Here is a 22692-nt window from a genome sequence, read left to right as displayed (position 1 = left end):
GATGATGGCGCGATGAGCCGCACCACGCTGGGCCTGATCTTCCCGCCCGACCTGCCGCCCGAGCGGCTGCGGTCCGTGGCGCTCGCCGCCGACGAGGCCGGCCTCGAGCAGCTGTGGCTGTGGGAGGACTGCTTCAAGGAGGGCGGCATCAGCACGCTCGCCGCCGCGCTGGCCTGGACCGAGCAGGTGCAGGTCGGCCTCGGCCTGATGCCGGTGCCGCTGCGCAACGTGGCGGTGACGGCCATGGAGGTCGCGAGCCTGGAGCGCATGTTCCCCGGCCGCGTCGTCCCGGGCATCGGGCACGGCGTCCTGGACTGGATGGGCCAGGTCGGCGTCCGGGCGGAGTCGCCGATGACGTTGCTGCGCGAGTACACGACGGCGTTGCGGGCCCTGCTGGACGGCGAGCGGCTGACGACGTCCGGGCGGTACGTGCACCTGGACGACGTCGCCCTCGACTGGCCGCCCTCGCCGCCCCCGCCGCTGCTGGTCGGCGCCATGGGCGACAAGACCACCCGGCTGGCCGGCGAGCTCGGCGACGGCGTGATCTTCGCCGAGATGTCGCCCGAGCGGGTGCGCGCCGCCGTCGAGCACCTGCGTGCGGGCCGCGAGGCCGCCGGCCGCGAGGGCCTGGGAGACGTCGTCGTGTTCCTCGCGGTCACCGGGCCCCTGGACGTCGACCGGGTCGCCGCGCAGGTGGCCGAGATGGCCGACGCCGGGGCCACCCACGTGCCGGTGCTCGCGCTCGACACCGCCCACGGCAAGCACGGCGCGACCCCGCTGGAGGACGTCACCCGCTGGGTCGCCACCGAGCTGCGGGCCGCCGTCCCGTAGGCGGAGCCGCAGGTCAGGCGGGCGATTGGGTCACCACGGCAGCGGCGGATAGCATGGGCGGTCGCGCGCCAGCACGCGCGTCCCTCGATCCCGCCAGGAGAACACCGCAGTGAAGAGTGCCGTCGAGACCCTCAACCCCACCCGGGTGAAGCTCACCGTCGAGGTGCCGTTCGAGGAGCTCAAGCCGAGCCTGGACGCCGCCTACCAGACCATCGGGTCGCAGGTGCAGATCCCCGGCTTCCGCAAGGGCAAGGTCCCGGCGCGCATCATCGACCAGCGGGTCGGTCGCGGCGCGGTGCTGGAGGAGGCCGTGAACAACGCCCTCCCCACCTTCTACGGCCAGGCGGTCGAGGAGGCCAAGATCCGTCCCCTCGGCCAGCCCGAGGTCGAGATCACCGAGGCGCCCGACCCGGCGTCCGGCGGCGACTTGAAGTTCAGCGTCGAGGTCGACGTCCGCCCCGAGGTCGAGCTGCCCGACTACTCCTCGCTGAGCGTCCAGGTCGACGACATCACGGTGCAGGACGCCGACGTCGACGCCGAGATCACCGCCCTGCGCCAGCGCTTCGGCACCCTGGTGGGCGTCGAGCGCGCGGCCGTCGAGGGCGACTTCGTGTCGATCGACCTGAAGGCCGAGATCGACGGCGACGAGATCGACGCCGTCACCGGCGTCTCGTACGAGATCGGCAGCAAGAACATGCTGGAGGGCCTCGACGAGGCGCTCGTGGGCATGAGCGCCGGCGAGACCAAGGACTTCACCGCCCCGCTCGCCGGCGGCGACCGCGAGGGCCAGGACGCCGACGTCACCGTCACGGTGCAGTCGGTCAAGGAGCGCGAGCTGCCCGAGCTCGACGACGACTTCGCCCAGCTCGCCAGCGAGTTCGACACCCTCGACGAGCTGACCGCCGACCTGCGCACGCAGGCCGAGCGCACCCAGCGCCTGCAGCAGGGCGTCCAGGCCCGCGACAAGGTGCTCGACGCGCTGCTCGACGCCGCCGACATCCCGGTGCCGGCTGCGCTCGTCGAGGCCGAGGTGCACAGCCACCTCGAGGGCGAGAACCGCCTGGACGACGACGAGCACCGCACCGAGGTCGGCGAGAACGCCACCAAGGCCCTGCAGGCGCAGTTCCTGCTGGACGCCATCGTCGAGCAGGAGAAGGTCTCGGTCAGCCAGCCCGAGCTCGTCGAGTACCTCGTCATGAGCGCGCAGCAGTACGGCATGTCGCCCGACGCGTTCGCGCAGGCCGTCGACGAGGCCGGCCAGGTGCAGGCGATGGTGGCCGAGGTCGCCCGCCGCAAGGCGCTCGCCGTCGTCCTCGAGAAGGCCAAGGTCACCGACGCCAGCGGCAACGACGTCGACCTCGAGGCGCTGCGCCCCACGGCCGACGAGGCCGGCGCCCCGGTCGTCGAGGCCGAGCACGACCACGACCACGAGGGTCACGAGCACTGACCTCCCCGCACCACGACGAAGGGCCCCGGACGACGTCCGGGGCCCTTCGTCGTCCGGCCGGCTACGGCGCGGCGAACCAGGTGAGCGAGCGCTGCACCAGGTCGGCCCGCTGCGCGGCGCTCCCGTAGGCCTCGAGCGGGAAGGCCAGGAAGACCACCTTGTACGACCCGTCGGCCACGGACAGCGCGTCCGGGTCGGACGCGTCATCGGTGAACGCCGCGGTGGCCGGGGCGATCGGCGTGACCCGGTCCTCGAAGTTCGCGCCGAGCACCGAGTGGTCGAGCGGCACCGTGCCGATGCCGTTCGTCACCGGGTTGCCGCTCACACCGGTCACCGACGCCGTCGCCTTGTCGTTCTGGGTCTCCGTGCCGTCCCAGTCGACGTGCAGGTAGTCGTGCACGAACGCCGTCGTGCCCGCGGCCTGGTCGAGGATGTCCTGCCCCGACATCAGCAGCCGGCCGCCGCCGTCCAGGAACCCCTTCAGCACCCGCTCGTACGGCGTGATCGGGCCCGGGTAGGCGTTGCCGGTGAACCACACCGCGTTGGCGTGCGCGCTCAGGTACGACTGCGGCAGCTGCGGGTCCTCGGCGAGGTCCCAGCTGCCGAACGACGCTCCGGCCGCGGTGAGCGCCGCGCGGTACGAGGGCGCGGAGTCCACCGGGTCGTTCGTGTCGCCGTCGACGAGCACGGTGTCGCTGGCGACCGCGATGGTCGACAGGTCGGCCGACGCCTTCACCGACGCGTCGGCGGACGACGTCGCCGTCACCGTCGACGGGCTGCGCGCGTCGTCCGCGGCGCCGGACGGCACCGCGACCTTGACGCAGACGTCGGTCGACGCGCCCGGCTGCACGGTCGGCGTCACCGGCAGCGGCGTGGTGCACGACGCGTCGTACGTCGTCGTGGTCCACGCCCCGGTCGTCGACAGGGCGTAGGTGTCGGGCTCGTACCCCTCGTTGGTGACGTGCTCGGTGAAGGTCGCGGACGTGCCGACCTTCGCGCCCTCGAGGCCCGTCGCCGGGTCGACCGACACGGCGTGCGCGTCGGCGATCGGGGTCGCTTGCGGGCTGCCGCTGGTGCTGACGCCCTGGGCCGAGCGCACCTGGATCCCGTCGTTGACGATCGCCTGCACCGTCGACGGCAGGTTCTGGGCGATGGTCACGGTGAAGGTCAGGTCGACCTTCCCGCCGGCCGGGATGGTGAGGTTGCGCCACACCACCTCGCCGTTGCGGTAGCTGCCGCCCTGGCCGGCCGAGACGAACCGCGTGCGCCCGGGGAGCGGGTCGCGCACCGAGACACCCGTGGCGGACGCGTTGCCGATGTTCTTGACCGTCACCGTGTAGTCGATGTCGCGGCCCGGGCCCACCGGGACGCCGCTGTCGACCTTGGAGACGACCAGCGCGGGCAACGCGTTGCGGTTCTGCAGCGTGTACGCGCCGCGGCCGTGGGTGCCGGCCGCCAGGACGCCGTGGCTGGCGTCGTAGTCCAGCTGCCAGACGGCGACCTTGGGCATCCCGCTGCCGAGCCGCTTCCACTTCCCGCCGCCGTTGGTCGAGACGAACGCGCCGACGTCCGTTCCGGCGTAGACGGTGCGGGTGTCGGACGGGTCGATCACGACGCTGTTGACCGGGACGTCGGGCAGGTTGGCGCTGACGTCGGTCCAGTGCCGGCCGCCGTCCGACGTCGAGAACACGTGCCCGCTGCGTCGCGGCGTGGCCGCGTTGAAGCCGCCGTAAGCCGCGTAGGCGATCCGCCAGTTCGACCGGTCCACGGCGATCTGGTTGACCGGGCGGTTGGGCAGCACGTTGGTTCCGGTGCGCTGCCAGGTCGGGCTGTCGGACGTGACGGCGTCCGGGCTGACCTGGATCCAGCCCTCGTCGGTGCCGACGTAGACGCCGGTGCCGCCGTCCGCGAGGCCGATCGTCGAGATGAAGCAGCCGCGGGCGCCGTTGGGTGCGGAGCCGGTGCAGCCGCTCGTGAGGTCGTCGCTGACCTTCGCGAACGTGACGTCGCCGGCGGACGGCGCCTCCACGTTGTCACTGCGGTACAAGCGGTACGTCCCCAAGAACATCTGGTTGACGTTGCCGCGGTTCTGCGTCCACGGGACGTAGAACTCGGCCCGGTCGTTCAGGTCGATCCCGCCGTCGATCGCCTCGTTGCCGAAGAAGGTGTTCGTCTCGGTGGGGTCGTAGCGGTAGGGCGAGATGTCGAAGTACGTGCCGAACACGTACGCCGGCACGGACGGGTTGACGGTGTTGGGCGTCGTCTGGTCGACGATGACCTGGCCGCCGTCACCGCCGGCCTGGTCGAACCACCGGCTGTTGGCCAGCGACTTGCGCAGCGTGCCGTTGTCCTGCGTGCCGCCCCAGTACTGGCCGGGCACCAGCGGCACGGTGGCCATCGACGTGAACTGCGTGATCGCCAGGTGGCTCGAGCTCACGAGGGCAGCGGTGGCCGGGTCCACCTGGCCGTTGAGGTTCTCCCAGTCGGCAGCCGAGAGCGGGTCGCCGGCGCCGTTGCGGCCACCGCCCGTCGACGACTGCCACACGCCGCCGTCGTTGCCGATCGCCACGTGGCTGGTGTCGTCGGGCTCGAAGGCGACGGCGTGGAAGTCCGGGTGCAGGTCGTAGCCGAGGTTCTTCCAGGTCTGCCCGCCGTCCTTCGAGCGGTACACGCCGCCGGACTGCGGGACGTTGCCGTAGCCGTACGAGCCCAGGACGTAGACGACGTCCGGGTTCGTCGGGTCGGGCTTGACCTCGTTGTCGTAGAAGCACTGCGTGCCGCAGTAGTCCTTGATCGAGTCGGTGCCGGTGCCCGTCGCGGTCGCCGCCCACGTCACGCCGTCGTCGGTCGTCTTGTAGACCTGGCTCTGGTGGTAGGCGTCGCTGGAGTCGAAGTAGTCGAACCCGGTGTAGACCGTCGCGCGGGCCGCGTTCGCCGGGTGGGAGAGGCCGAGCGAGAAGCGCGTGCCGCCCTCGCTGAAGTTGCCGGCCGGCAGGTTGCCGAGCGCGCTCGCCCAGGTCTGCCCGCCGTTGGTCGAGCGGTAGATGCCGTCACCCCAGAACGACGCCCACAGCACCCGGGGGTTGCGCGGGTCCATCACGAGGTCGGTCGCGCCGTGGATCTCCTCCGACGTGCCCTTGCGCAGGTTCCAGCTCTGGCCGCCGTTGCTCGACTCCCAGACGCCGTACTTCACGTCGGTCGGGTGGGTGGTGCGGTGGTTGCCGCCACGGCCGCGGACCGTCGACACGTACAGGTGGTTCGCGTTGCCGGGGTCGACGACGATGTCCGTCACGGCCTGGCCGGTGAACAGGGTCGACACGTGCGTCCAGGTCAGCCCGCCGTCGCGCGAGCGGTACACGCCGTCGCCGTAGTACGAGTCGCCGGACAGCGCTCCCTCGCCCGAGCCCATGTACATCACGCGGTCGTCGCTGGGAGCGGTGGCGAGCGCCCCGACGGACTGGGTGTCGGCGTCGTTGGTGCGCGACGTCCAGGTGCCCGTGCCCTCGTCGTAGGTCCAGACGCCGCCCTGCGCCGCACCGAGGACGACGGTGCCGTCCTTGCGGATCACCAGGGCGCCGACGCGACCGGCGACCGCCTCGAAGGTGTTGCTCGTGCGGCCGACCTGCACGATCGGGTCGGGGCCCTGCGACGTCCACGTGCCGCCGCGGGCGGCGCCGCGGTTGCGCTCGTTGCTGATGGACGACGCACGCGTGCTCGCGGTGGAGCGGAGCTTCGCCGCCTCGCCGAGCGTCAGCTCGTCGTCGCCGGACAGCAGCCGGCTCCAGTAGTACGCGTCGCGCAGCTTGTCGAAGCCCGCCTCGTCCTCGCCGGTCTCGTGCTCGCCCTTCGGGGTCAGCAGCACGGGGGTGTCGTCGCCCGGCGGGGCGGAGTGCGCGGCGGGTGCCACGACCGTGAGCAGGCTCCCTGCCAGGACCAAGGCGAGCGCTGCCGAGCCAGCGGGCGAGGTACGAAGCGGCTTCATGTGGACCGACCTTCCGCGAGGGAGGGGGCGGCGCCTGGGTGTCGGCGCCGACGTCCCAGCAGGGGAGCGTGCTCCTGCTCTGGCCCGCTGCGCAAGAGGCGGCGCACACTGATCTGGACGGCGCCCGCCGTGCGAGCTCGTCGCCGCCGTCGGAGGTCATGATGACGTCGTGGTCCCGCGCGTGGATCGGTTGTGCCGCAACGGTGCTGCTGGTCGCCGTGGCCGGGTGCGGTGGCGGCTCGTCCGGCGGGGACGACGTCCCCTCAGCGGGTTCTCAGGCACCCCCTCCCGCGACGACCTGCGGGACGGTGCCGACGTCCGAGGGGCCGGCCACGGCGCTGGTCACGGTGCGGCTCGACGCGCCGTCGACGGCGAGCGCGGGCGAGGAGGTCGCGGTCACCGTCACGCTCGACGTGACCTCCGACGGACCGCGCCTGATCACGGTGCCGGCGTCGTCGCGGCTGCTGCTCGTGCGGGACGGTGCGGTGGTCGGCGCCAGCGGGCCGGGGAGCGGGCCGGCCGGCGTCCCCGTGATGCTGTCGGCGGGTGCGTCACGGCCGGCGCAGGCGGTGCCCGACCGGGTCGCGCTGGTGGGCTGCCCGACGGGGGACGGGAGCGCTGGCTCGCCGCTGGCGCCGGGTGCCTACGACCTGGTGGCGGTGCTCGGCTACGGCTCGGACCCGTTGCAGGGCAACGCTGGTGGGTCCGGGGGGCGGGCCTTCACGCTGGTCAGCGCACCGCACCGGTTGACGGTGCGGTGACCGGTCGCTCAGAGCAGGGTGACGACGTCCCCGACGCGCACCGTGCCCGGCGTGACGACGTCGCTCATCACGCCGAGCTCGACGTCGCGCGGACCGAGCGACTTCAGCAATCGGTTGTCGGCGGGCAGCCCCCGCTGGTCCGCCGACACCATGACGCAGCGGGGCATGCCCCCGCCGATCGCGAGCTCGACCTCGCCGACCCGCAGCCGCCGCCCGCGCCAGGCGTCCTCGACGAACCCGTCGTCCAGGGCGGGGTCGACGTCCACGAGGAGGTTCGCCCTTGCGCGGCGCGGGTCGACGTCGGCGCCGGCGAGCTCGCCCCAGGCGCGCAGGGTAGACGTCGTGACGAGGTGCACCGGGCACTCGTCGTGGTGCGGGACGTCGGACTCCTCGCGCACCCGCACCGGCCGGCCCAGCTGCTGCGAGAGCCGCTCGTCGAGCCCGGGGTCGTCGCCGGCCAGCTCCTCGCCGTCCGGCAGCCGCACGACCAGGCGCCCGCCGTCCACGCGCGAGGAGAGGTCGAGCAACCCGTCGACCCGGCGGAACCGCGTCGTGGCCTTGCCGCTGCCGATCCCGCCGTCCGGCAGGTACACCGCCCAGCGCCGGTCGTGCTCGAGCCCGCGCGGCGTGACGACCGCCGCGCCGACCGGCTCGCCGCCGACGGACTTGAGCGGGTGGCGGGTCACCCGGAGCACGCGGCCGACGTCCACGGCACGACCCTACGGCCCGCTGCGCGACCTTGCGCCGACGGCGAACACCGGGGGTTCGGGGGAGTGGACCGTCGGGACCCGACGTTAGGGTCACCGTCAGGACGGCGGAGGACGTCGTCCCAGATCGACCACAGGAGACCAGCGTGAGCGAGATCGGCACGGTCCAGGCCGCCCAGGGGCCGCAGCAGGGCATGGGGCTGGACGACAGCATCTACAACCGGCTGCTGAAGGAGCGCATCATCTTCCTCGGCTCGGAGGTGCGCGACGAGAACGCCAACGCCATCTGCGCCCAGCTGCTCCTGCTCGCCGCCGAGGACCCGGAGCGCGACATCTGGCTCTACATCAACTCGCCCGGCGGGTCGGTCTCGGCCGGCATGGCGATCTTCGACACCATGCAGTTCGTCCAGCCCGACGTCGCCACGGTGGCCATGGGCCTGGCGGCCTCGATGGGCCAGTTCCTGCTGTCGGCCGGCACCCCCGGCAAGCGGTACGCCACGCCGCACGCGCGGATCATGATGCACCAGCCCTCGGGCGGCATCGGCGGCACCGCGAGCGACATCAAGATCCAGGCCGAGCAGATGCTGCACATCAAGAAGCAGATGGCCGACCTCATCGCCCAGCACACCGGGCAGACCGTCGAGCAGGTCGAGAAGGACTCCGACCGCGACCGCTGGTTCACCGCGGAGCAGGCCAAGGAGTACGGCTTCGTCGACCACGTCGTCGAGAGCGCCAACGAGGCGCGCGGCGGCGGCGGCACCACCGACTGACGGCGCTCGCCGCCCCCACGACACCCTTCGACCGATCAGGAGAGCCAGCGCGATGAGCGTCCCCACCCCGTACGGCGGCCTGCAGGTGCCAGGCCCCAGCAGCCGCTACATCCTGCCCCAGTTCGAGGAGCGCACGTCCTACGGGATGAAGCGCCTCGACCCCTACACGAAGCTGTTCGAGGACCGCATCATCTTCCTCGGCGTGCAGGTCGACGACGCGTCAGCGGACGACATCATCGCCCAGCTGATCGTGCTGGAGTCGCAGGACCCCGACCGCGACATCCTCATGTACATCAACTCGCCCGGCGGCTCGTTCACGGCCCTCACGGCGATCTACGACACGATGCAGTACGTCCGCCCCGACATCCAGACGTACGTGCTGGGCCAGGCCGCGTCGGCCGCCGCGGTGCTCCTCGGCGCCGGCGCGAAGGGCAAGCGGTACGCCCTGCCGAACGCGCGCATCCTGATCCACCAGCCGGCCATGGAGGGCACGGGCGGCATGGCGAGCGACCTGGAGATCCAGGCCAACGAGGTGCTGCGCATGCGCGGCTGGCTCGAGGACACGCTGGCCCTGCACACCGGCCGCACCGCCGAGCAGGTCCGCGCCGACATCGAGCGCGACAAGATCCTCACCGCCGAGCAGGCGGTCGAGTACGGCCTCGTCGACGAGGTCCTCGCCAGCCGCAAGGCCTCGGCGGAGTGACCGCCGGCCCCGGGTCACGCCAGGTGCGCGACCCGGGGCGCGGCACGCCGTCGTCCGCTCTCGGCGTACAGGGCTGACGCGGCGGGCGACACCGGCGTTCAATAGGAGCAGGGCCGTACCCCAGGAGGTACCGTCGCTGCACGGATCGACGCCCCGGCCGGGGTGACGGTGATCGAGGGAGGACCCGCACGTGGCGCGCATCGGTGACGGTGGTGACCTGCTCAAGTGCTCGTTCTGCGGCAAGAGCCAGAAGCAGGTCAAGAAGCTGATCGCCGGCCCGGGCGTGTACATCTGCGACGAGTGCATCGACCTCTGCAACGAGATCATCGAGGAGGAGCTCGCCGAGACCAGCGAGCTGGGGCTGGACGAGCTGCCCAAGCCGCGCGAGATCTTCGAGTTCCTCGAGCAGTACGTCGTCGGCCAGGAGCCCGCCAAGAAGGCGCTCGCGGTGGCCGTCTACAACCACTACAAGCGCGTCCAGGCCGCCGAGCCCGCCCGCAAGGGCGAGGAGCCGATTGACCTGGCCAAGTCCAACATCCTGCTCATCGGCCCCACTGGCTGCGGCAAGACCTACCTCGCGCAGACGCTGGCGCGCATGCTGAACGTCCCGTTCGCCATCGCCGACGCCACCGCGCTGACCGAGGCCGGCTACGTCGGCGAGGACGTCGAGAACATCCTGCTCAAGCTGATCCAGGCCGCCGACTACGACGTCAAGAAGGCCGAGACCGGCATCATCTACATCGACGAGGTCGACAAGATCGCCCGCAAGAGCGAGAACCCGTCGATCACGCGCGACGTCTCCGGCGAGGGCGTGCAGCAGGCGCTGCTGAAGATCCTCGAGGGCACGACTGCCTCGGTGCCGCCGCAGGGCGGGCGCAAGCACCCGCACCAGGAGTTCATCCAGATCGACACGACGAACGTGCTGTTCATCGTCGGCGGGGCGTTCGCCGGGCTCGACAAGCTGATCGAGCAGCGCGCGGGCAAGAAGGGCCTCGGGTTCGGCGCGCAGCTGCACATGCCGGCCGACCCGACGTCCGACACCTACGCCGACGTCATGCCCGAGGACCTGATGAAGTTCGGGCTCATCCCCGAGTTCATCGGCCGCCTGCCGGTCATCACCACGGTGTCGAACCTCGACCGCGACGCGCTGGTGCGCATCCTCACCACGCCGCGCAACGCGCTGTCCAAGCAGTACCAGCGGATGTTCGAGATCGACGGCGTCGAGCTCGAGTTCACCCCCGAGGCGCTCGAGGCGGTCGCCGACCAGGCGATCCTGCGCGGCACCGGGGCCCGCGGCCTGCGCGCCATCATGGAGGAGGTGCTGCTGCCGGTGATGTTCGACGTCCCGAGCGACGACGGCATCGCCCGCGTGGTGGTCACCAAGGAGGTCGTGCTCGACAACGTCAACCCCACGATCGTGCGGCGCGACGCCCCCGAGCCGCGCAAGCGCGCGCCGCGCGAGAAGTCCGCCTGATCGAGGCCGGCTCGTGGCGGGGACCCGCGTGGTGCTCGAGCGCGGCCGCACGTGGACCTTCGCCTCCGCCGTCGACTGGCCGGGGTGGTGCCGGCGCGGCAAGAACCGCGACGGCGGTGACGAGGCCGCGCTCGAGGCGCTGCTCGGGCACGCCGACCGCTACGCCGTGATCGCCGGGCCGGGCTTCGCGCCGGGCGACCTCGAGGTGGTGGGGGCGTCGTCCGGCACCGTGACCACGGACTTCGGCGCGCCCGACGTCCGGGGGGAGTGGGACGACGAGCCGTTGGACGACGCCGCGGCCGACCGGCTCGCCGGGTTGCTGGAGGGCTGCTGGGCCGAGCTCGACCGGGTGGCGCGGACGTCGCCGGAGGAGCTGCGCAAGGGTCCGCGCGGCGGGGGTCGCGACCGCACCGCGATGCTCGACCACGTGCGCGAGGCCGAGCGGTCGTACGCGCGCTCGATCGGCGTCCGGCTGCCACCGCGCACGCCGTGGGACGAGCAGCGGGTCGCAATCGCCGACGCCGTGCGGACGGCCCCCGGTGCCGAGCCGCGCTCGACCGGTTGGCCCGTGCGCTACTTCGTGCGACGCACCGCCTGGCACGTCACCGACCACGCCTGGGAGATGACCGACCGCTCCACCCCCTGAGCCACTGGTGAAGGGTTTCCAACCCCTCAGCCGGTGCTGAGGGGTTGGCAACCCTTCACAAGTCCCAGAGCGCGCGGGTCAGGCGGGGAGGGGGTCGCCGTCGGTGGCGGGGGCCTTGCGTCGGCTGGCCGCGTGCTCGCTGGCCCAGGTCAGCACCTCGCTGGCCACCATCGGCCGGGCGAACCAGAAGCCCTGCAGGTCGTCGCAGTCCAGCTCCTGCAGCCGCTGCGCGGTGGCGGCGGTCTCGACACCCTCGGCCACGATCGAGAGCCCCAGCCGGTGGCCGAGCTCGATGATCGAGGTGACGACGGCGTCGTCGGACGGCGAGCGCTCGAGCGAGGTGATGAACTGCCGGTCGATCTTGAGCTGGTGCACCGGCAGCCCGCGCAGCTGCGACAGGCTCGTGAACCCGGCGCCGAAGTCGTCGACCGACACCTGGATCCCGCGGTCGCGCAGCGCCTCGACGACGGCCCGCGCCACGTCGGGGTTGTCGGTGACGGCGCTCTCGGTGATCTCGAGCACCAGGAGCTCGGCCGGCCAGCGGTAGAGCGCGAGCACTTCCTCGACGATGCCGAGCAGGCCGAACTCCAGCGACACCGGGCTGATGTTGACCGCCACGGTGGCCTCGAGCCCCTGCTGGCGCCAGCGGGTGGCGTCGCGCACGGCGGTCAGCAGCACCCAGCGGGTGAGCGCGTGGATCAGGCTGGTGCGCTCGGCGATCGGGATGAACTCCGAGGGCAGCAGCAGGCCGCGCTCGGGGTGCTGCCAGCGCAGCAGGGCCTCGAAGCCGGTGAGCGCGTGGTCCTCGGCCCGGATGACGGGCTGGTAGCGCACGTGCAGCTGGTCCTCGAGCATGGCCTCGCGCAGGTGGGCCAGGGTCTCGAGCCGGTCGGTGGAGTGCTCGTCGAACGCCGGGTCGTAGCAGGCGACGCCGCTGCGGCCGCGCTTGGCCTGGTACATCGCGATGTCGGCGTGCTGGAGCAGCTCGTTCAGCGAGCGACCGTCCTGCGGGGCGACCGTGACGCCGATGCTGGCGCGGATGTCGATCGCCACGCCGCGGGTGCGGAACTCGTTGAGGGTCAGGGCGCCCAGGATGCGCTTGGCCCGCACGCTGGCACCCGACATGTTGATGGGCCCGCGCACCAGGACGGCGAACTCGTCGCCGCCGAGCCGGGTGACGAGGGCGTCGGTGCCGGCGGCGGCCACCAGCTGCTGGGCCACCTCCACGAGCACCTCGTCGCCCGCGACGTGCCCGAGCGTGTCGTTGACGTCCTTGAAGCCGTCCAGGTCGACGAGCAGCAGGGCGGGCCCGTGGCTGCCGTTGCCGTCCATCTGGTCGAGGTCGCCGAGCACGCGGTCGGCGGCCTCGGCGAGCAGCGTGCGGTTGCCCAGCTGGGTCAGGGGGTCGCGGCGTGCCACGCGCTCGCGCTCGCGGTCGCGCTGCACGAGCAGGACGGCGAGGGCGACGGCAGAGACGACCGCCACCACCACGCACACCACGGTGATGATCAGCGCCAGCCCAGCCATGGGACATCCTCTCGCCGCTCGGCAGGCTGCTCCCGCCGACTCCTGCCCTTCGGCACGCAGAGGGGCCGCCTTGAGGAACTTCCCCCGACCGGGCTGGGCCGACCGGGTGACGGACCAGCGCGGTCCGTCACCCAGCGTGGTCGGGCCTCAGGCCGACTCGTCCTGGACGGCGAGCTCGACGTCCTCGACGACGGGCCCGGCCGCACCCGCGTCGGCCGCCGCCTCGACCAGCGAGAGGTCCTCGACCCGGCCGGCAGCGCGCAGGTCGGCCGCCGCCGCAGCCAGCCGCTCGACGTCCGCGGCCGACGCGCGCACGACCGCCCGCGTGACGGGCGTGCGCTGCGAGACCTTGGCCTGCGACTTGGCGCCGCGCACCCCGGCCAGGGCGGTGGCGACGGCACCCAGCAGCGCCGGGTCGCCGTCGCCGGTCAGGCCGGCCTCGTCGGGCGTGGGCCAGGGGGCGCGGTGCACCGAGCCCTCCTGCCACCACGACCACGCCTCCTCGGTGACGAACGGCAGCACCGGCGCGAGCAGGCGCAGCTGCACCGACAGCGCCACGGCCAGGGCGGTGCGGGCCGACTGCGCGCCCGGGCCCTCGGCGTACGCGCGCTCCTTGACCAGCTCGACGTAGTCGTCGCAGAAGCTCCAGAAGAACCGCTCGGTGACCTCGAGCGCGCGGGTGTAGTCGAAGGCTGCGAAGGCGTCGCCCGCCTCGCGCACCGTGCGCGCCAGGGCGGCGAGCATCGAGGCGTCGAGCGGCTCGGTGACCGGCCCGGCGTCCAGGCTCGCGCCGGCGCCCAGCACGAACTTGCTGGCGTTGAGCACCTTGATGGCCAGCCGTCGTCCGACCTTCATCTGGGTCTCGTCGAACGGCGAGTCCATGCCCGGGCGGGCCATGGCGGCGCGCCAGCGCACGGCGTCGGTGCCGTACTTCTCCAGGATGTCGGTGGGCACGACGGCGTTGCCCTTGGACTTGCTCATCTTCTTGCGGTCGGGGTCGACCACGAAGCCCGAGATCATCGAGCGCTTCCACGGCAGCGAGCCGTTCTCGTAGTGCGCCCGGACGACGCGCGAGAAGAGCCAGGTGCGGATGATCTCGTGGGCGTGGGTGTTGAGGTCCATCGGGAAGGTGCGCGCGAACAGGTCCGGGTCGCGCTCCCAGCCACACGCGATGTGCGGGGTGAGGGACGACGTCGCCCAGGTGTCCATCACGTCGGGGTCGCCGACGAACCCACCCGGCACGCCGCGCTGGTCGTTCGTGAACCCCGGCGCCGGGTCGGACGACGGGTCGACCGGCAGCGACGCCTCGTCGGCGACGAGCGGGTGCTCGTGGTCGACCTCGCCGTGCTCGTCCAGGCGGTACCAGACCGGGAACGGCACGCCGAAGAAGCGCTGGCGGCTGATCAGCCAGTCGCCGTTCAGGCCGCTGACCCAGTTCTCGTAGCGGTGTCCCATGAACTCGGGAACCCACGCCAGCTCGTGCCCGCGCTCGACGAAGGTCGCGCGCAGGTCGGCGTCGCGCCCGCCGTTGCGGATGTACCACTGGCGGCTGGTGACGATCTCGAGCGGCTTGTCGCCCTTCTCGTAGAAGTTCGCCATGCGCTGCGTGGCCGTCGGCTCGCCCAGCAGGTCGCCGCTCTCGCGCAGCGCGGCCACGACCGTCTCGCGGGCCGAGAACGTCGTCTTGCCGGCCAGCTCGGCGTACAGCGCGCCGCCCGCCTCGGACGTGATCCAGTCCGGGACGTCGCGCAGCAGCCGACCGTCGCGACCGACCACCGCGCGGGTGGGCAGCTGCAGCTCGCGCCACCACTGGACGTCGGTGAGGTCGCCGAAGGTGCAGCACATGGCGATGCCGGCGCCCTTGTCCATCTCGGCGGCGGGGTGGGCCAGGACCGGGATCTCGACGTCGAACAGCGGCGAGCGCACGGTGGTGCCGAACAGCGGCTGGTAGCGCTCGTCGTCCGGGTGGGCGATGAGCGCGACGACGGCCGGCACCAGCTCGGGGCGGGTCGTCTCGATCGGCACCGGGCCGTCGGCGCCGTGGAACGCCACGCGGTGGTAGTGCCCGGGGTACTCGCGCGCCTCGAGCTCGGCCTGCGCCACCGCGGTCTGGAACGTGACGTCCCAGAGGCTCGGCGCCTCGCTCTGGTAGGCCTCGCCGCGCGCGAGGTTGCGCAGGAACGCCCGCTGCGACGCCGTGCGCGAATCGACGCTGATCGTCTCGTACTGCGTCGACCAGTCGACCGAGAGCCCGAGCTGGCGCAGCAGCTGCTCGAACGCCTTCTCGTCCTCGACCGTCAGCCGCGAGCAGAGCTCGACGAAGTTGGGCCGGCTGATCGGCACCTGGCGCTTGGGGTCCGGCTTCTCCGGCGGCTCGAAGTCCGGGTCGTACGGCAGCGAGGGGTCGCAGCGCACGCCGAAGTAGTTCTGCACCCGGCGCTCGGTCGGCAGGCCGTTGTCGTCCCAGCCGATCGGGTAGAAGACCTGCTTGCCGGTCATCCGCTGGTAGCGCGCGACGACGTCGGTGTGGGTGTAGCTGAACACGTGGCCGACGTGCAGGCTGCCGCTGACGGTCGGCGGCGGGGTGTCGATCGAGAAGACGTCCTCGCGCTCGGCCGTGCGGTCGAAGGTGTACGTGCCCTGCTCGCGCCATACCGAGACCCAGCGGTCCTCGAGTCCGTCGAGGGTGGGCTTGTCGGGCACGCGCGGGCTGTTCGGCATGCCGTCAATCGTCCCAGATGCGCGCGGGCGTCCGCGCCAGGGTTTCGGTCAGCCGGTCGGGTGCACGTCGGTCACGTCGGCGACGTCCACCCAGTCGGTGCCGACGCGCACCTGCGCGGGGCGGCCGTCGAGCTGGCGCAGCGTGCCGAGCGCGCCGGTGGAGCCGTCCCCGGTGGCCGTGAGCTGGTGCTCGCTGCCCGCCGCGATCGCGACGACGAGCGAGCGCAGCTGGGCGTCGGTCAGCCCGGACGTCGAGCTGCCAGCCGTGGCGCCGGTGATCACCGCGTCGTCGTGGGTGGCCCCGAGCAGCGCGAAGTAGGCCTGCAGCACCGCGGCCCGGCTGCGCAGCTGCTCGTTCGTCGCCTCGGCGCGGCCGCGGACGTCGTTGGCCACGATGTAGGCGACGCCGAGCACCACCGCCGACGCGAAGACGGGGATGCCGATGCCGGCGCCGTCCTGCAGCGGCTTCGGGATCTTGTCCCACGCGGTGAGCGCGGCGGCGAGCGTGGCCGAGCCGACGCCGGCGGCGGACCACCACTTGGCGGCGGCCGACATGCCGGACTTGATGACGGCGACGCTGTCCGGGGTGCCCTTGACGGCGCTGACGTCGTCCGCCGAGCCCGACGGCAGCAGCTGCCAGGTCTGCAGCATGGCGGTCGCAGGGGCCACGAGGTCCTTGGCGTCCGGGGCGACGAAGCCGCCAGGCACCTGGGTCCCGCTGTCGGTGTCGGTCATGGGCCCTCCCGAGCCGCGCGCCGGAGTTCCGTGGTCGCGACGCTAGCCCTGGGGGAGACCCGCCGTCCGGCGTTCGGCCGAAGCGCCGCGGAGAAGGGGCGTGCGGCGGGACGTGCCGCGTCGGTAGACTGGGCACCAGGCGTCGACCCGGCCATCACCGGTGAGCCTCCGGAAGAACAGGTCCGACCCCGCGAGGGGCCGGGTCCCAGTAGAACCGGGCGGACCGGCCCGCACCCCCGCCGGCCAGAGCGGCGTCCCACCCAGGGGCGCAAGCGAGGTGGTACCGCGGTGCCGCCCGGGACGTGCCGGGCGACGTCGTCCTCGTAGGAGCGACCAGACGCACCGCGAGAGGCACCGATGACGTACCCCAAGGTCGGCCCCGACGCCCACGGCAGCACCGACGTCCCCGCCAGCCCGCGCTTCCCCTCGGTCGAGGAGCGCATCTCGCGGTACTGGGACGCCGACGGCACCTTCCTGGCCAGCGTCGAGCAGCGCGAGGCCGGCGAGAACGGCAGCAACGAGTTCGTCTTCTACGACGGTCCGCCGTTCGCCAACGGCCTTCCGCACTACGGTCACCTGCTCACGGGCTACGTCAAGGACGTCGTCCCGCGCTACATGACGATGCGCGGCCGTCGGGTCGAGCGCCGCTTCGGCTGGGACTGCCACGGCCTGCCCGCCGAGATCGAGGCCGAGAAGCAACTCGGCATCACGCACAAGTCCGAGATCGACGCCATGGGCATCGAGACGTTCAACGACGTGTGCCGCTCGTCGGTGCTCACGTACACCAAGGACTGGGAGGAGTACGTCCACCGCCAGGCCCGCTGGGTGGACTTCGAGCACGACTACAAGACCCTCGACACCGACTACATGGAGTCGGTCATGTGGGCCTTCAAGTCGTTGTGGGACAAGGGACTCGTCTACGAGGGCTTCCGGGTGCTCGCGTACTGCTGGCGCTGCGAGACGCCGCTGTCGAACACCGAGACCCGCATGGACGACGTCTACCGCCAGCGCCAGGACCCCGCCGTCACCGTGGGGCTGCAGCTGGAGACCGGCGAGTACGCCCTGATCTGGACGACGACGCCGTGGACCCTGCCGAGCAACCTCGCGGCCGCGGTGAACCCGACGATCGACTACGTGGTCGTCACGGGTCCGGCCGAGGGCGCCTTCGCCGGCGAGAAGGTCGTGCTGGCGGCAGACCGGTTGGGGCACTACGAGCGCGAGCTCGGGCTGAAGGACGTCGCGGACGCCGAGGCGCAGGGCCGGCTGGTCGAGCGGCTGACGGGCGCCGACTTGCTGGGCCGTCGCTACACGCCGCCGTTCGACTTCTTCGCCGGGCGCACCAACGCCCACCAGGTGCTCGAGGCCGACTACGTCACCACCGACGAGGGCACCGGCATCGTGCACATCGCCCCCGCCTTCGGCGAGGAGGACAAGGTCGTCACGGACGCCGCGGGCATCGAGCCGGTCGTCCCGGTCGACTCGCGCGGCGAGTTCACGGCGGAGGTGCCGACGTACGCGGGGCAGCACGTCTTCGAGGCCAACAAGGCGATCGCGCGCGACCTGCGCGAGGCGGGTCTGCTGCTGCGGCTGGAGACCTACGACCACCCGTACCCGCACTGCTGGCGGTGCGACCAGCCGCTGATCTACCGCGCGGTCTCGAGCTGGTTCGTCAAGGTCACGCAGTTCCGCGACCGCATGATCGAGCTCAACCGCGACATCACCTGGGTGCCCGACCACATCCAGGACGGCTCGTTCGGCAAGTGGATCGAGAACGCCCGCGACTGGTCGATCAGCCGCAACCGCTACTGGGGCAGCCCGATCCCGGTCTGGACGTCGGACGACCCGACCTACCCGCGGGTCGACGTGTACGGCTCGTTGGACGAGCTCGAGCGCGACTTCGGCGTACGGCCGGACGACCTGCACCGCCCGCACATCGACCAGCTGACCCGGCCCAACCCGGACGACCCGACCGGCAAGAGCACCATGCGCCGCGTGCCCGAGGTGCTCGACTGCTGGTTCGAGTCCGGGTCGATGCCGTTCGCCCAGGTGCACTACCCGTTCGAGAACGCGGACTGGTTCGAGCACCACTACCCGGGTGACTTCATCGTCGAGTACATCGGCCAGACCCGCGGCTGGTTCTACACGATGCACGTGCTGGCCACCGCGCTGTTCGACCGGCCGGCGTTCCGCAGCTGCGTGAGCCACGGGATCCTGCTCGGCGACGACGGCCGCAAGATGAGCAAGAGCCTGCGCAACTACCCCGACGTCCGCGAGGTCTTCGACCGCGACGGCTCGGACGCGATGCGCTGGTTCCTCATGTCGTCGCCCGTCCTGCGCGGCGGCAACCTCGTCGTCACCGAGCGCGGCATCCGCGACGGCGTGCGCCAGGTGCTCATCCCGCTGTGGAACGCCTGGTACTTCTTCTCGTTGTACGCCAACGCGTTGCACGACGGGAAGGGCTACGACGCGCAGTGGTCGACGTCGTCCACCGACGTGCTCGACCGATACCTGCTCGCCAAGCTGCGCGACCTCGTCACGGGTGTGCAGGCCCAGCTGGACGTCTACGACGTGAGCGCGGCCTGCCAGTCGGTGCGCGACTTCCTCGACGTCCTGACCAACTGGTACATCCGGCGGTCGCGCGAGCGGTTCTGGGGCGAGGACGACACCGCGGCCTTCGACACGCTCTACACGACGCTCGAGGTGCTGACGCGCGTCGCCGCGCCGCTGCTGCCGCTGACGACCGAGGAGGTCTGGCGCGGGCTCACCGGTGGGCGCAGCGTGCACCTGACGGACTGGCCGGACGCCGGGCAGCTGCCGGCCGACGACGCGCTCGTCGCGACCATGGACCGCACGCGCGAGGTCTGCTCGTCGGCCCTGGCGCTGCGCAAGGCCGAGCAGCTGCGGGTGCGGCTGCCGCTGCCCTCGCTGACCGTCGTGGCGGGCGACGCGCAGACCCTCGGCGACTACGCCTCGCTCGTGGCCGACGAGGTGAACGTGCGCGAGGTGCGGCTGGTCGACCTCGACGACGCGGGTGACGCGCAGTTCGGTGTCTCGCAACGGCTCACGGTCAACGCGCGCGCCGCGGGGCCGCGCCTCGGCAAGGACGTGCAGGTCGCGATCCGTGGCAGCAAGAGCGGCGACTGGCAGGTGGCGGACGACGGCACGGTGACCTCGGGCGGCATCGCGCTGGCCGAGGGCGAGTACGTCGTCGAGACGGTCGTGGCCGGCGGAGACGAGTCGGACCACCGCGCGGTGGGTGTCCTGCCGCGCGAGGGGTTCGTCGTCCTGGACACCGAGGTCACGCCCGAGCTCGAGGCGATCGGGTTGGTGCGCGACGTCGTCCGGGTCGTGCAGCAGGCGAGGCGCGACGCCGGGCTGCACGTCAGCGACCGCATCCGGCTGACGCTCGCCGGCGACCAGCCGGTCTGGGAGGCCGTGATGGCGCACCAGGACCTGCTGATGTCGGAGACCTTGGCCGTGCAGGTCGGTGCCACGGCCGACCTCGGCCAGGTGCCGCTGGACGACGACGTGAGCGAGCAGTCGGTGGGCGACGGCCTGCGGGTGCGCGTGAAGGTCGAGCGCCTGGACCAAGCCTGACCTTCGGACCTCGACATCTCGGCAGGTCGTGTCACCCGAGTGACACGACCTGCCGAGATCCGGCCACAGGGCAGTGGTCGTCGCACGGGCGGAGCCGGCCGCGCCACCCGTGGCGCTCCAGCACGGCAGCGACCTCCACGGCGGTACGGCGGCGGTGCCGCGTGACGTCGATCCACGTGTAGCGGAGGACCGCGACCCCGACCACGAGGCTCGCGTTGTCGCGACGGTGGTCGTCGGCGAGTTGGGCCACCGCGTGGCTCGCGGTGCCGTCGAGCTCGACGCTCACCTGGAACTCGTCGTACAGCACGTCGCGGTACCGGCGACGTCCCGCCAGCACCACCGCATGGTTGAGCGACCCTCTCGGCAGCCCGTGAGCCCGCTCCACGTCACGCCGGTAGCGGAGCTCCATTGGCGAGGCGACGCCGTCCTGGACGTCAGCGAGCACGACACCCCGTCGCCCGGGTGAGCCAGCCGACGACGCCGCCTTCGTCCTCCGCCAGCTCGACCAGGTCCAGGGTGGTGTCCTCGACGTGGGTCTGCGGCGGCACGCGCGCGGGGTGGCGCCGACCGGCCAGCTGGGTTGAGCGCCGCACCCGCAGGCCGGGGCGGCCGGTGACCCGGTGCTCGTCGGGCACGAGCACGTCGACGAGCGCCGGCACGTCGTCGAGCAGCCCTTGGAGGGAGGCCGCTGTGGCGTGGCTGAGCACGGCATCCGGACCGGCGTGCGCGAGAGCTGCCCAGCACCGCGCCAGGTGGTCGGGCGACCCGGTGTACGTGAGGTAGACGCCCGGGTGCAGGCGCTGCCACCGGCCTGAGCGCACCAGGTGGCCGACCTGCGCCGAGGTGAGCCCGGCGTCCAGCGCCTGGATCCGGTGCACGACGCCGGCCTGGGACGCCGCGACCTCGGGGGTGATGGGCACCACCGCGATCCTGCCGCGTCGGGCGCTCAGCCCTCGGCCGTCGTCCACAGCCCCTGGACGTCGGCAACCTGTGTCAGCCCGTTGACACCCGTTGCCGAGTTGACGGGCTCGACGCTCGCGGTCAGGGCGTGAGGCACACGGGCGGCAGCTCGAACCACCGCAGCCGCTCGAACTCCTCGTCGACGACGCCGTCGCGCACCAGCCGGGGCGCGGCGGCGTCGTCGTCCCCGGCGCCGTCCCCCTGCTCGTCGGCGCGGGCGGCGAGGAGCGCCCTCGCCTCGTCCAGGTAGCCGCGCAGCGCGCTCTCGGGGGCGGGGTCGTGGTGCGCCTCGTAGGCCAGCGTGCCGTCGTCCGCGTAGGTCAGGTCGTGCAGGCGCAGCGGCGGCTCGGCCGCGCCGTCGCGGTGCTTCCACAGCCCGGACGTCGGCTCGAACCGGTAGTCGGGCAGCAGCCGCCAGCCCTCCTCGGCGACCAGCCGCACCGCCTCGACGACGTACTCGAGCACGGCGTGCGAGATGAAGTAGTTGAAGTTCACCCGCACCCAGCCGGGCTTGATGCCCTCGCAGCCCCGGCTGATCTCGCTCTCGAACTCGTGCGATCGCTCGAGGTCGATGCCGAGCAGCCGGTGGCCGTACGGGCCGGCGCACGAGCAGCCGCCGCGCGACTGGATGCCGAACAGGTCGTTCAGCACCGCCACGACGAAGTTGTGGTGCAGGTAGCGCCCACCCGGACGCCGGACGACGAAGCTGACGATCGAGAGCCGCTCGGCGTCGAGGTTGCCGAGGATCTCGACCGACGGGCACTCGCGCCAGGCAGCCACGGCCTGCTGCAGGAAGTGCTCCTCGTGCGCCCGGATGACGTCGATGCCGACGGCCTGCTTGAGCTGGAACACCAGCCCGGCGCGGATCGACTCGACGATCGCCGGGGTGCCGGCTTCCTCGCGGTGCTCGGGCTGGTCGAGGTACTTGTGCTCGCTCGGGTTCACGTAGGCGACCGTGCCGCCGCCGACCACCGTCGGCACCCGGTTGGTCAGGAGCGAGCGCCGGACGACGAGCACGCCCGGGGTCCCAGGTCCGCCGATCAGCTTGTGCGGGCTGATGAACACCGCGTCCTTGCCGGCGGCGAGGTCGCCGCCCGGCGTCATGCAGATGTCGACGTAGGGCGCGGCGGCCGCGAAGTCCCAGAACGCGAGTGCGCCGTGCGCGTGCAGCAGCCGGGTCACCCGGTCGGTGTCGGTGACGATGCCGGTGACGTTGCTGGCGGCCGAGAACGAGCCGATCTTGAGCGGCCGGTCGGCGTGCCGCTCCAGCTCGCGCTCGAGCTGGTCGAGGTCGATGTGGCCGTCGGCGTCCTCGGGAACGGTGACGACGTCCGCGATGCTCTCGCGCCACGGCAGCTCGTTGGAGTGGTGCTCGAACGGGCCGATGAACACGACCGGGCGCTGGTCGGCCGGGATGCGGTGGCTGAGCTGCCAGCGGTCCTCGAGCGGCGAGGGGATGCGCAGGCCGAGCAGGCCGACGACCTTGTCGATCGCGCCGGTCGAGCCCGATCCGCAGAACAGCACGGCGCAGTCGTCGCCGGCCCCGACGGCGTCCGCGACGATGCGGCGGGCGTCCTCGCGCAGCCGGGTCGTCTGCAGGCCGGTGCCAGAGGACTCGGTGTGGGTGTTGGCGTACCGCGGCAGCACCTCGGCCCGGATGAAGTCCTCGACGAAGTCCAGCGACCGCCCGCTCGCGGTGTAGTCCGCGTAGGTGACGCGGCGCGGCCCGTACGGCCCGGGGAGGGTGAGGTCGTCGCCGACGATGCCCTCCCGGATCCGGCGCAGCAGCGCGGTGTCCGGCGGGCAGGTGTCGGGCGTGCAGGGCACGGGT

16 protein-coding genes are annotated in these 22692 nt (G+C 72.3%); 8 read left to right on the top strand and 8 right to left on the bottom strand.

The window, feature by feature from the left end; all coding sequences use genetic code 11:
• The first annotated feature begins 12 nt into the window (after window positions 1-12).
• Entirely contained in the window at window positions 13-831 is an 819-nt protein-coding gene (locus ACYVJ4_RS01750) for an LLM class flavin-dependent oxidoreductase (protein WP_460458386.1), read from the top strand.
• 109 nt (window positions 832-940) lie between these two features.
• The gene (gene tig / locus ACYVJ4_RS01745) at window positions 941-2278 is read left to right on the top strand and encodes a trigger factor (RefSeq protein ID WP_460458385.1); all 1338 of its coding nucleotides are present in this window, start codon (window positions 941-943) and stop codon (window positions 2276-2278) included.
• A gap of 61 nt (window positions 2279-2339) precedes the next feature.
• Here tig and ACYVJ4_RS01740 read toward each other — a convergent pair whose 3' ends face one another.
• The gene (locus ACYVJ4_RS01740; protein ID WP_460458384.1) at window positions 2340-6185 is read right to left on the bottom strand and encodes a hypothetical protein; all 3846 of its coding nucleotides are present in this window, start codon (window positions 6183-6185) and stop codon (window positions 2340-2342) included.
• Window positions 6186-6421: 236 nt separating this feature from the next.
• Here ACYVJ4_RS01740 and ACYVJ4_RS01735 point away from each other — a divergent pair, with 236 nt between their 5' ends.
• Complete coding sequence (locus ACYVJ4_RS01735; RefSeq protein ID WP_460458383.1) at window positions 6422-7021, top strand: hypothetical protein; 600 nt, start codon at window positions 6422-6424, stop codon at window positions 7019-7021.
• Window positions 7022-7029: 8 nt separating this feature from the next.
• Here the strand turns inward: ACYVJ4_RS01735 and ACYVJ4_RS01730 are convergent, their stop codons facing one another.
• Window positions 7030-7731, bottom strand: coding sequence for an MOSC domain-containing protein (locus ACYVJ4_RS01730; protein ID WP_460458382.1), 702 nt, complete (start codon window positions 7729-7731; stop codon window positions 7030-7032).
• 191 nt (window positions 7732-7922) lie between these two features.
• Between ACYVJ4_RS01730 and ACYVJ4_RS01725 the strand changes: the two genes are divergently transcribed.
• The 4 genes from ACYVJ4_RS01725 to ACYVJ4_RS01710 all read left to right on the top strand — a co-directional run bounded on the left by ACYVJ4_RS01725 (window position 7923) and on the right by ACYVJ4_RS01710 (window position 11321).
• Window positions 7923-8498, top strand: coding sequence for an ATP-dependent Clp protease proteolytic subunit (locus ACYVJ4_RS01725; protein WP_460458408.1), 576 nt, complete (start codon window positions 7923-7925; stop codon window positions 8496-8498).
• Between the two features lie 52 nt (window positions 8499-8550).
• Window positions 8551-9201, top strand: coding sequence for an ATP-dependent Clp protease proteolytic subunit (locus ACYVJ4_RS01720; RefSeq protein ID WP_460458381.1), 651 nt, complete (start codon window positions 8551-8553; stop codon window positions 9199-9201).
• Window positions 9202-9391: 190 nt separating this feature from the next.
• Window positions 9392-10675, top strand: coding sequence for an ATP-dependent Clp protease ATP-binding subunit ClpX (clpX, locus tag ACYVJ4_RS01715; RefSeq protein WP_460458380.1), 1284 nt, complete (start codon window positions 9392-9394; stop codon window positions 10673-10675).
• A gap of 13 nt (window positions 10676-10688) precedes the next feature.
• A complete protein-coding gene (locus tag ACYVJ4_RS01710) occupies window positions 10689-11321 on the top strand; it encodes a hypothetical protein (RefSeq protein ID WP_460458379.1) in 633 nt (210 codons plus the stop codon).
• A 78-nt stretch (window positions 11322-11399) separates the two neighbouring features.
• Here the strand turns inward: ACYVJ4_RS01710 and ACYVJ4_RS01705 are convergent, their stop codons facing one another.
• The 3 genes from ACYVJ4_RS01705 to ACYVJ4_RS01695 all read right to left on the bottom strand — a co-directional run bounded on the left by ACYVJ4_RS01705 (window position 11400) and on the right by ACYVJ4_RS01695 (window position 16304).
• Window positions 11400-12848, bottom strand: a complete 1449-nt coding sequence (locus ACYVJ4_RS01705; RefSeq protein ID WP_460458378.1) for a putative bifunctional diguanylate cyclase/phosphodiesterase — start codon at window positions 12846-12848, stop codon at window positions 11400-11402.
• A 147-nt stretch (window positions 12849-12995) separates the two neighbouring features.
• Complete coding sequence (gene valS / locus ACYVJ4_RS01700; RefSeq protein ID WP_460458377.1) at window positions 12996-15569, bottom strand: valine--tRNA ligase; 2574 nt, start codon at window positions 15567-15569, stop codon at window positions 12996-12998.
• Between the two features lie 48 nt (window positions 15570-15617).
• Window positions 15618-16304, bottom strand: a complete 687-nt coding sequence (locus ACYVJ4_RS01695) for a hypothetical protein (protein WP_460458376.1) — start codon at window positions 16302-16304, stop codon at window positions 15618-15620.
• A gap of 357 nt (window positions 16305-16661) precedes the next feature.
• Here ACYVJ4_RS01695 and ileS point away from each other — a divergent pair, with 357 nt between their 5' ends.
• A complete protein-coding gene (ileS, locus tag ACYVJ4_RS01690) occupies window positions 16662-19901 on the top strand; it encodes an isoleucine--tRNA ligase (protein ID WP_460458375.1) in 3240 nt (1079 codons plus the stop codon).
• Between the two features lie 31 nt (window positions 19902-19932).
• Here the strand turns inward: ileS and ACYVJ4_RS01685 are convergent, their stop codons facing one another.
• The 3 genes from ACYVJ4_RS01685 to ACYVJ4_RS01675 all read right to left on the bottom strand — a co-directional run bounded on the left by ACYVJ4_RS01685 (window position 19933) and on the right by ACYVJ4_RS01675 (window position 22688).
• On the bottom strand, window positions 19933-20238 hold the full coding sequence (locus ACYVJ4_RS01685) for a hypothetical protein (protein WP_460458374.1): 306 nt from the start codon (window positions 20236-20238) through the stop codon (window positions 19933-19935).
• A 97-nt stretch (window positions 20239-20335) separates the two neighbouring features.
• A complete protein-coding gene (locus ACYVJ4_RS01680; RefSeq protein ID WP_460458373.1) occupies window positions 20336-20821 on the bottom strand; it encodes a type IV toxin-antitoxin system AbiEi family antitoxin domain-containing protein in 486 nt (161 codons plus the stop codon).
• Window positions 20822-20942: 121 nt separating this feature from the next.
• Complete coding sequence (locus ACYVJ4_RS01675; RefSeq protein WP_460458372.1) at window positions 20943-22688, bottom strand: aminotransferase class V-fold PLP-dependent enzyme; 1746 nt, start codon at window positions 22686-22688, stop codon at window positions 20943-20945.
• Window positions 22689-22692 lie beyond the last annotated feature (4 nt).

Source organism: Angustibacter peucedani (genome assembly GCF_054779595.1).
This window is presented reverse-complemented; position numbering and strand designations above follow the sequence as displayed.

Coding starts and splice junctions, on each gene's coding strand:
- ACYVJ4_RS01725 (WP_460458408.1), top strand. CDS start 7,923: ATGGGGCTGGACGACAGCATCTACAACCGGCTGCTGAAGGAGCGCATC.
- valS (WP_460458377.1), bottom strand. CDS start 15,569: ATGCCGAACAGCCCGCGCGTGCCCGACAAGCCCACCCTCGACGGACTC.
- ACYVJ4_RS01705 (WP_460458378.1), bottom strand. CDS start 12,848: ATGGCTGGGCTGGCGCTGATCATCACCGTGGTGTGCGTGGTGGTGGCG.
- ACYVJ4_RS01750 (WP_460458386.1), top strand. CDS start 13: ATGAGCCGCACCACGCTGGGCCTGATCTTCCCGCCCGACCTGCCGCCC.
- ACYVJ4_RS01695 (WP_460458376.1), bottom strand. CDS start 16,304: ATGACCGACACCGACAGCGGGACCCAGGTGCCTGGCGGCTTCGTCGCC.
- ACYVJ4_RS01735 (WP_460458383.1), top strand. CDS start 6,422: ATGACGTCGTGGTCCCGCGCGTGGATCGGTTGTGCCGCAACGGTGCTG.
- ileS (WP_460458375.1), top strand. CDS start 16,662: ATGACGTACCCCAAGGTCGGCCCCGACGCCCACGGCAGCACCGACGTC.
- ACYVJ4_RS01720 (WP_460458381.1), top strand. CDS start 8,551: ATGAGCGTCCCCACCCCGTACGGCGGCCTGCAGGTGCCAGGCCCCAGC.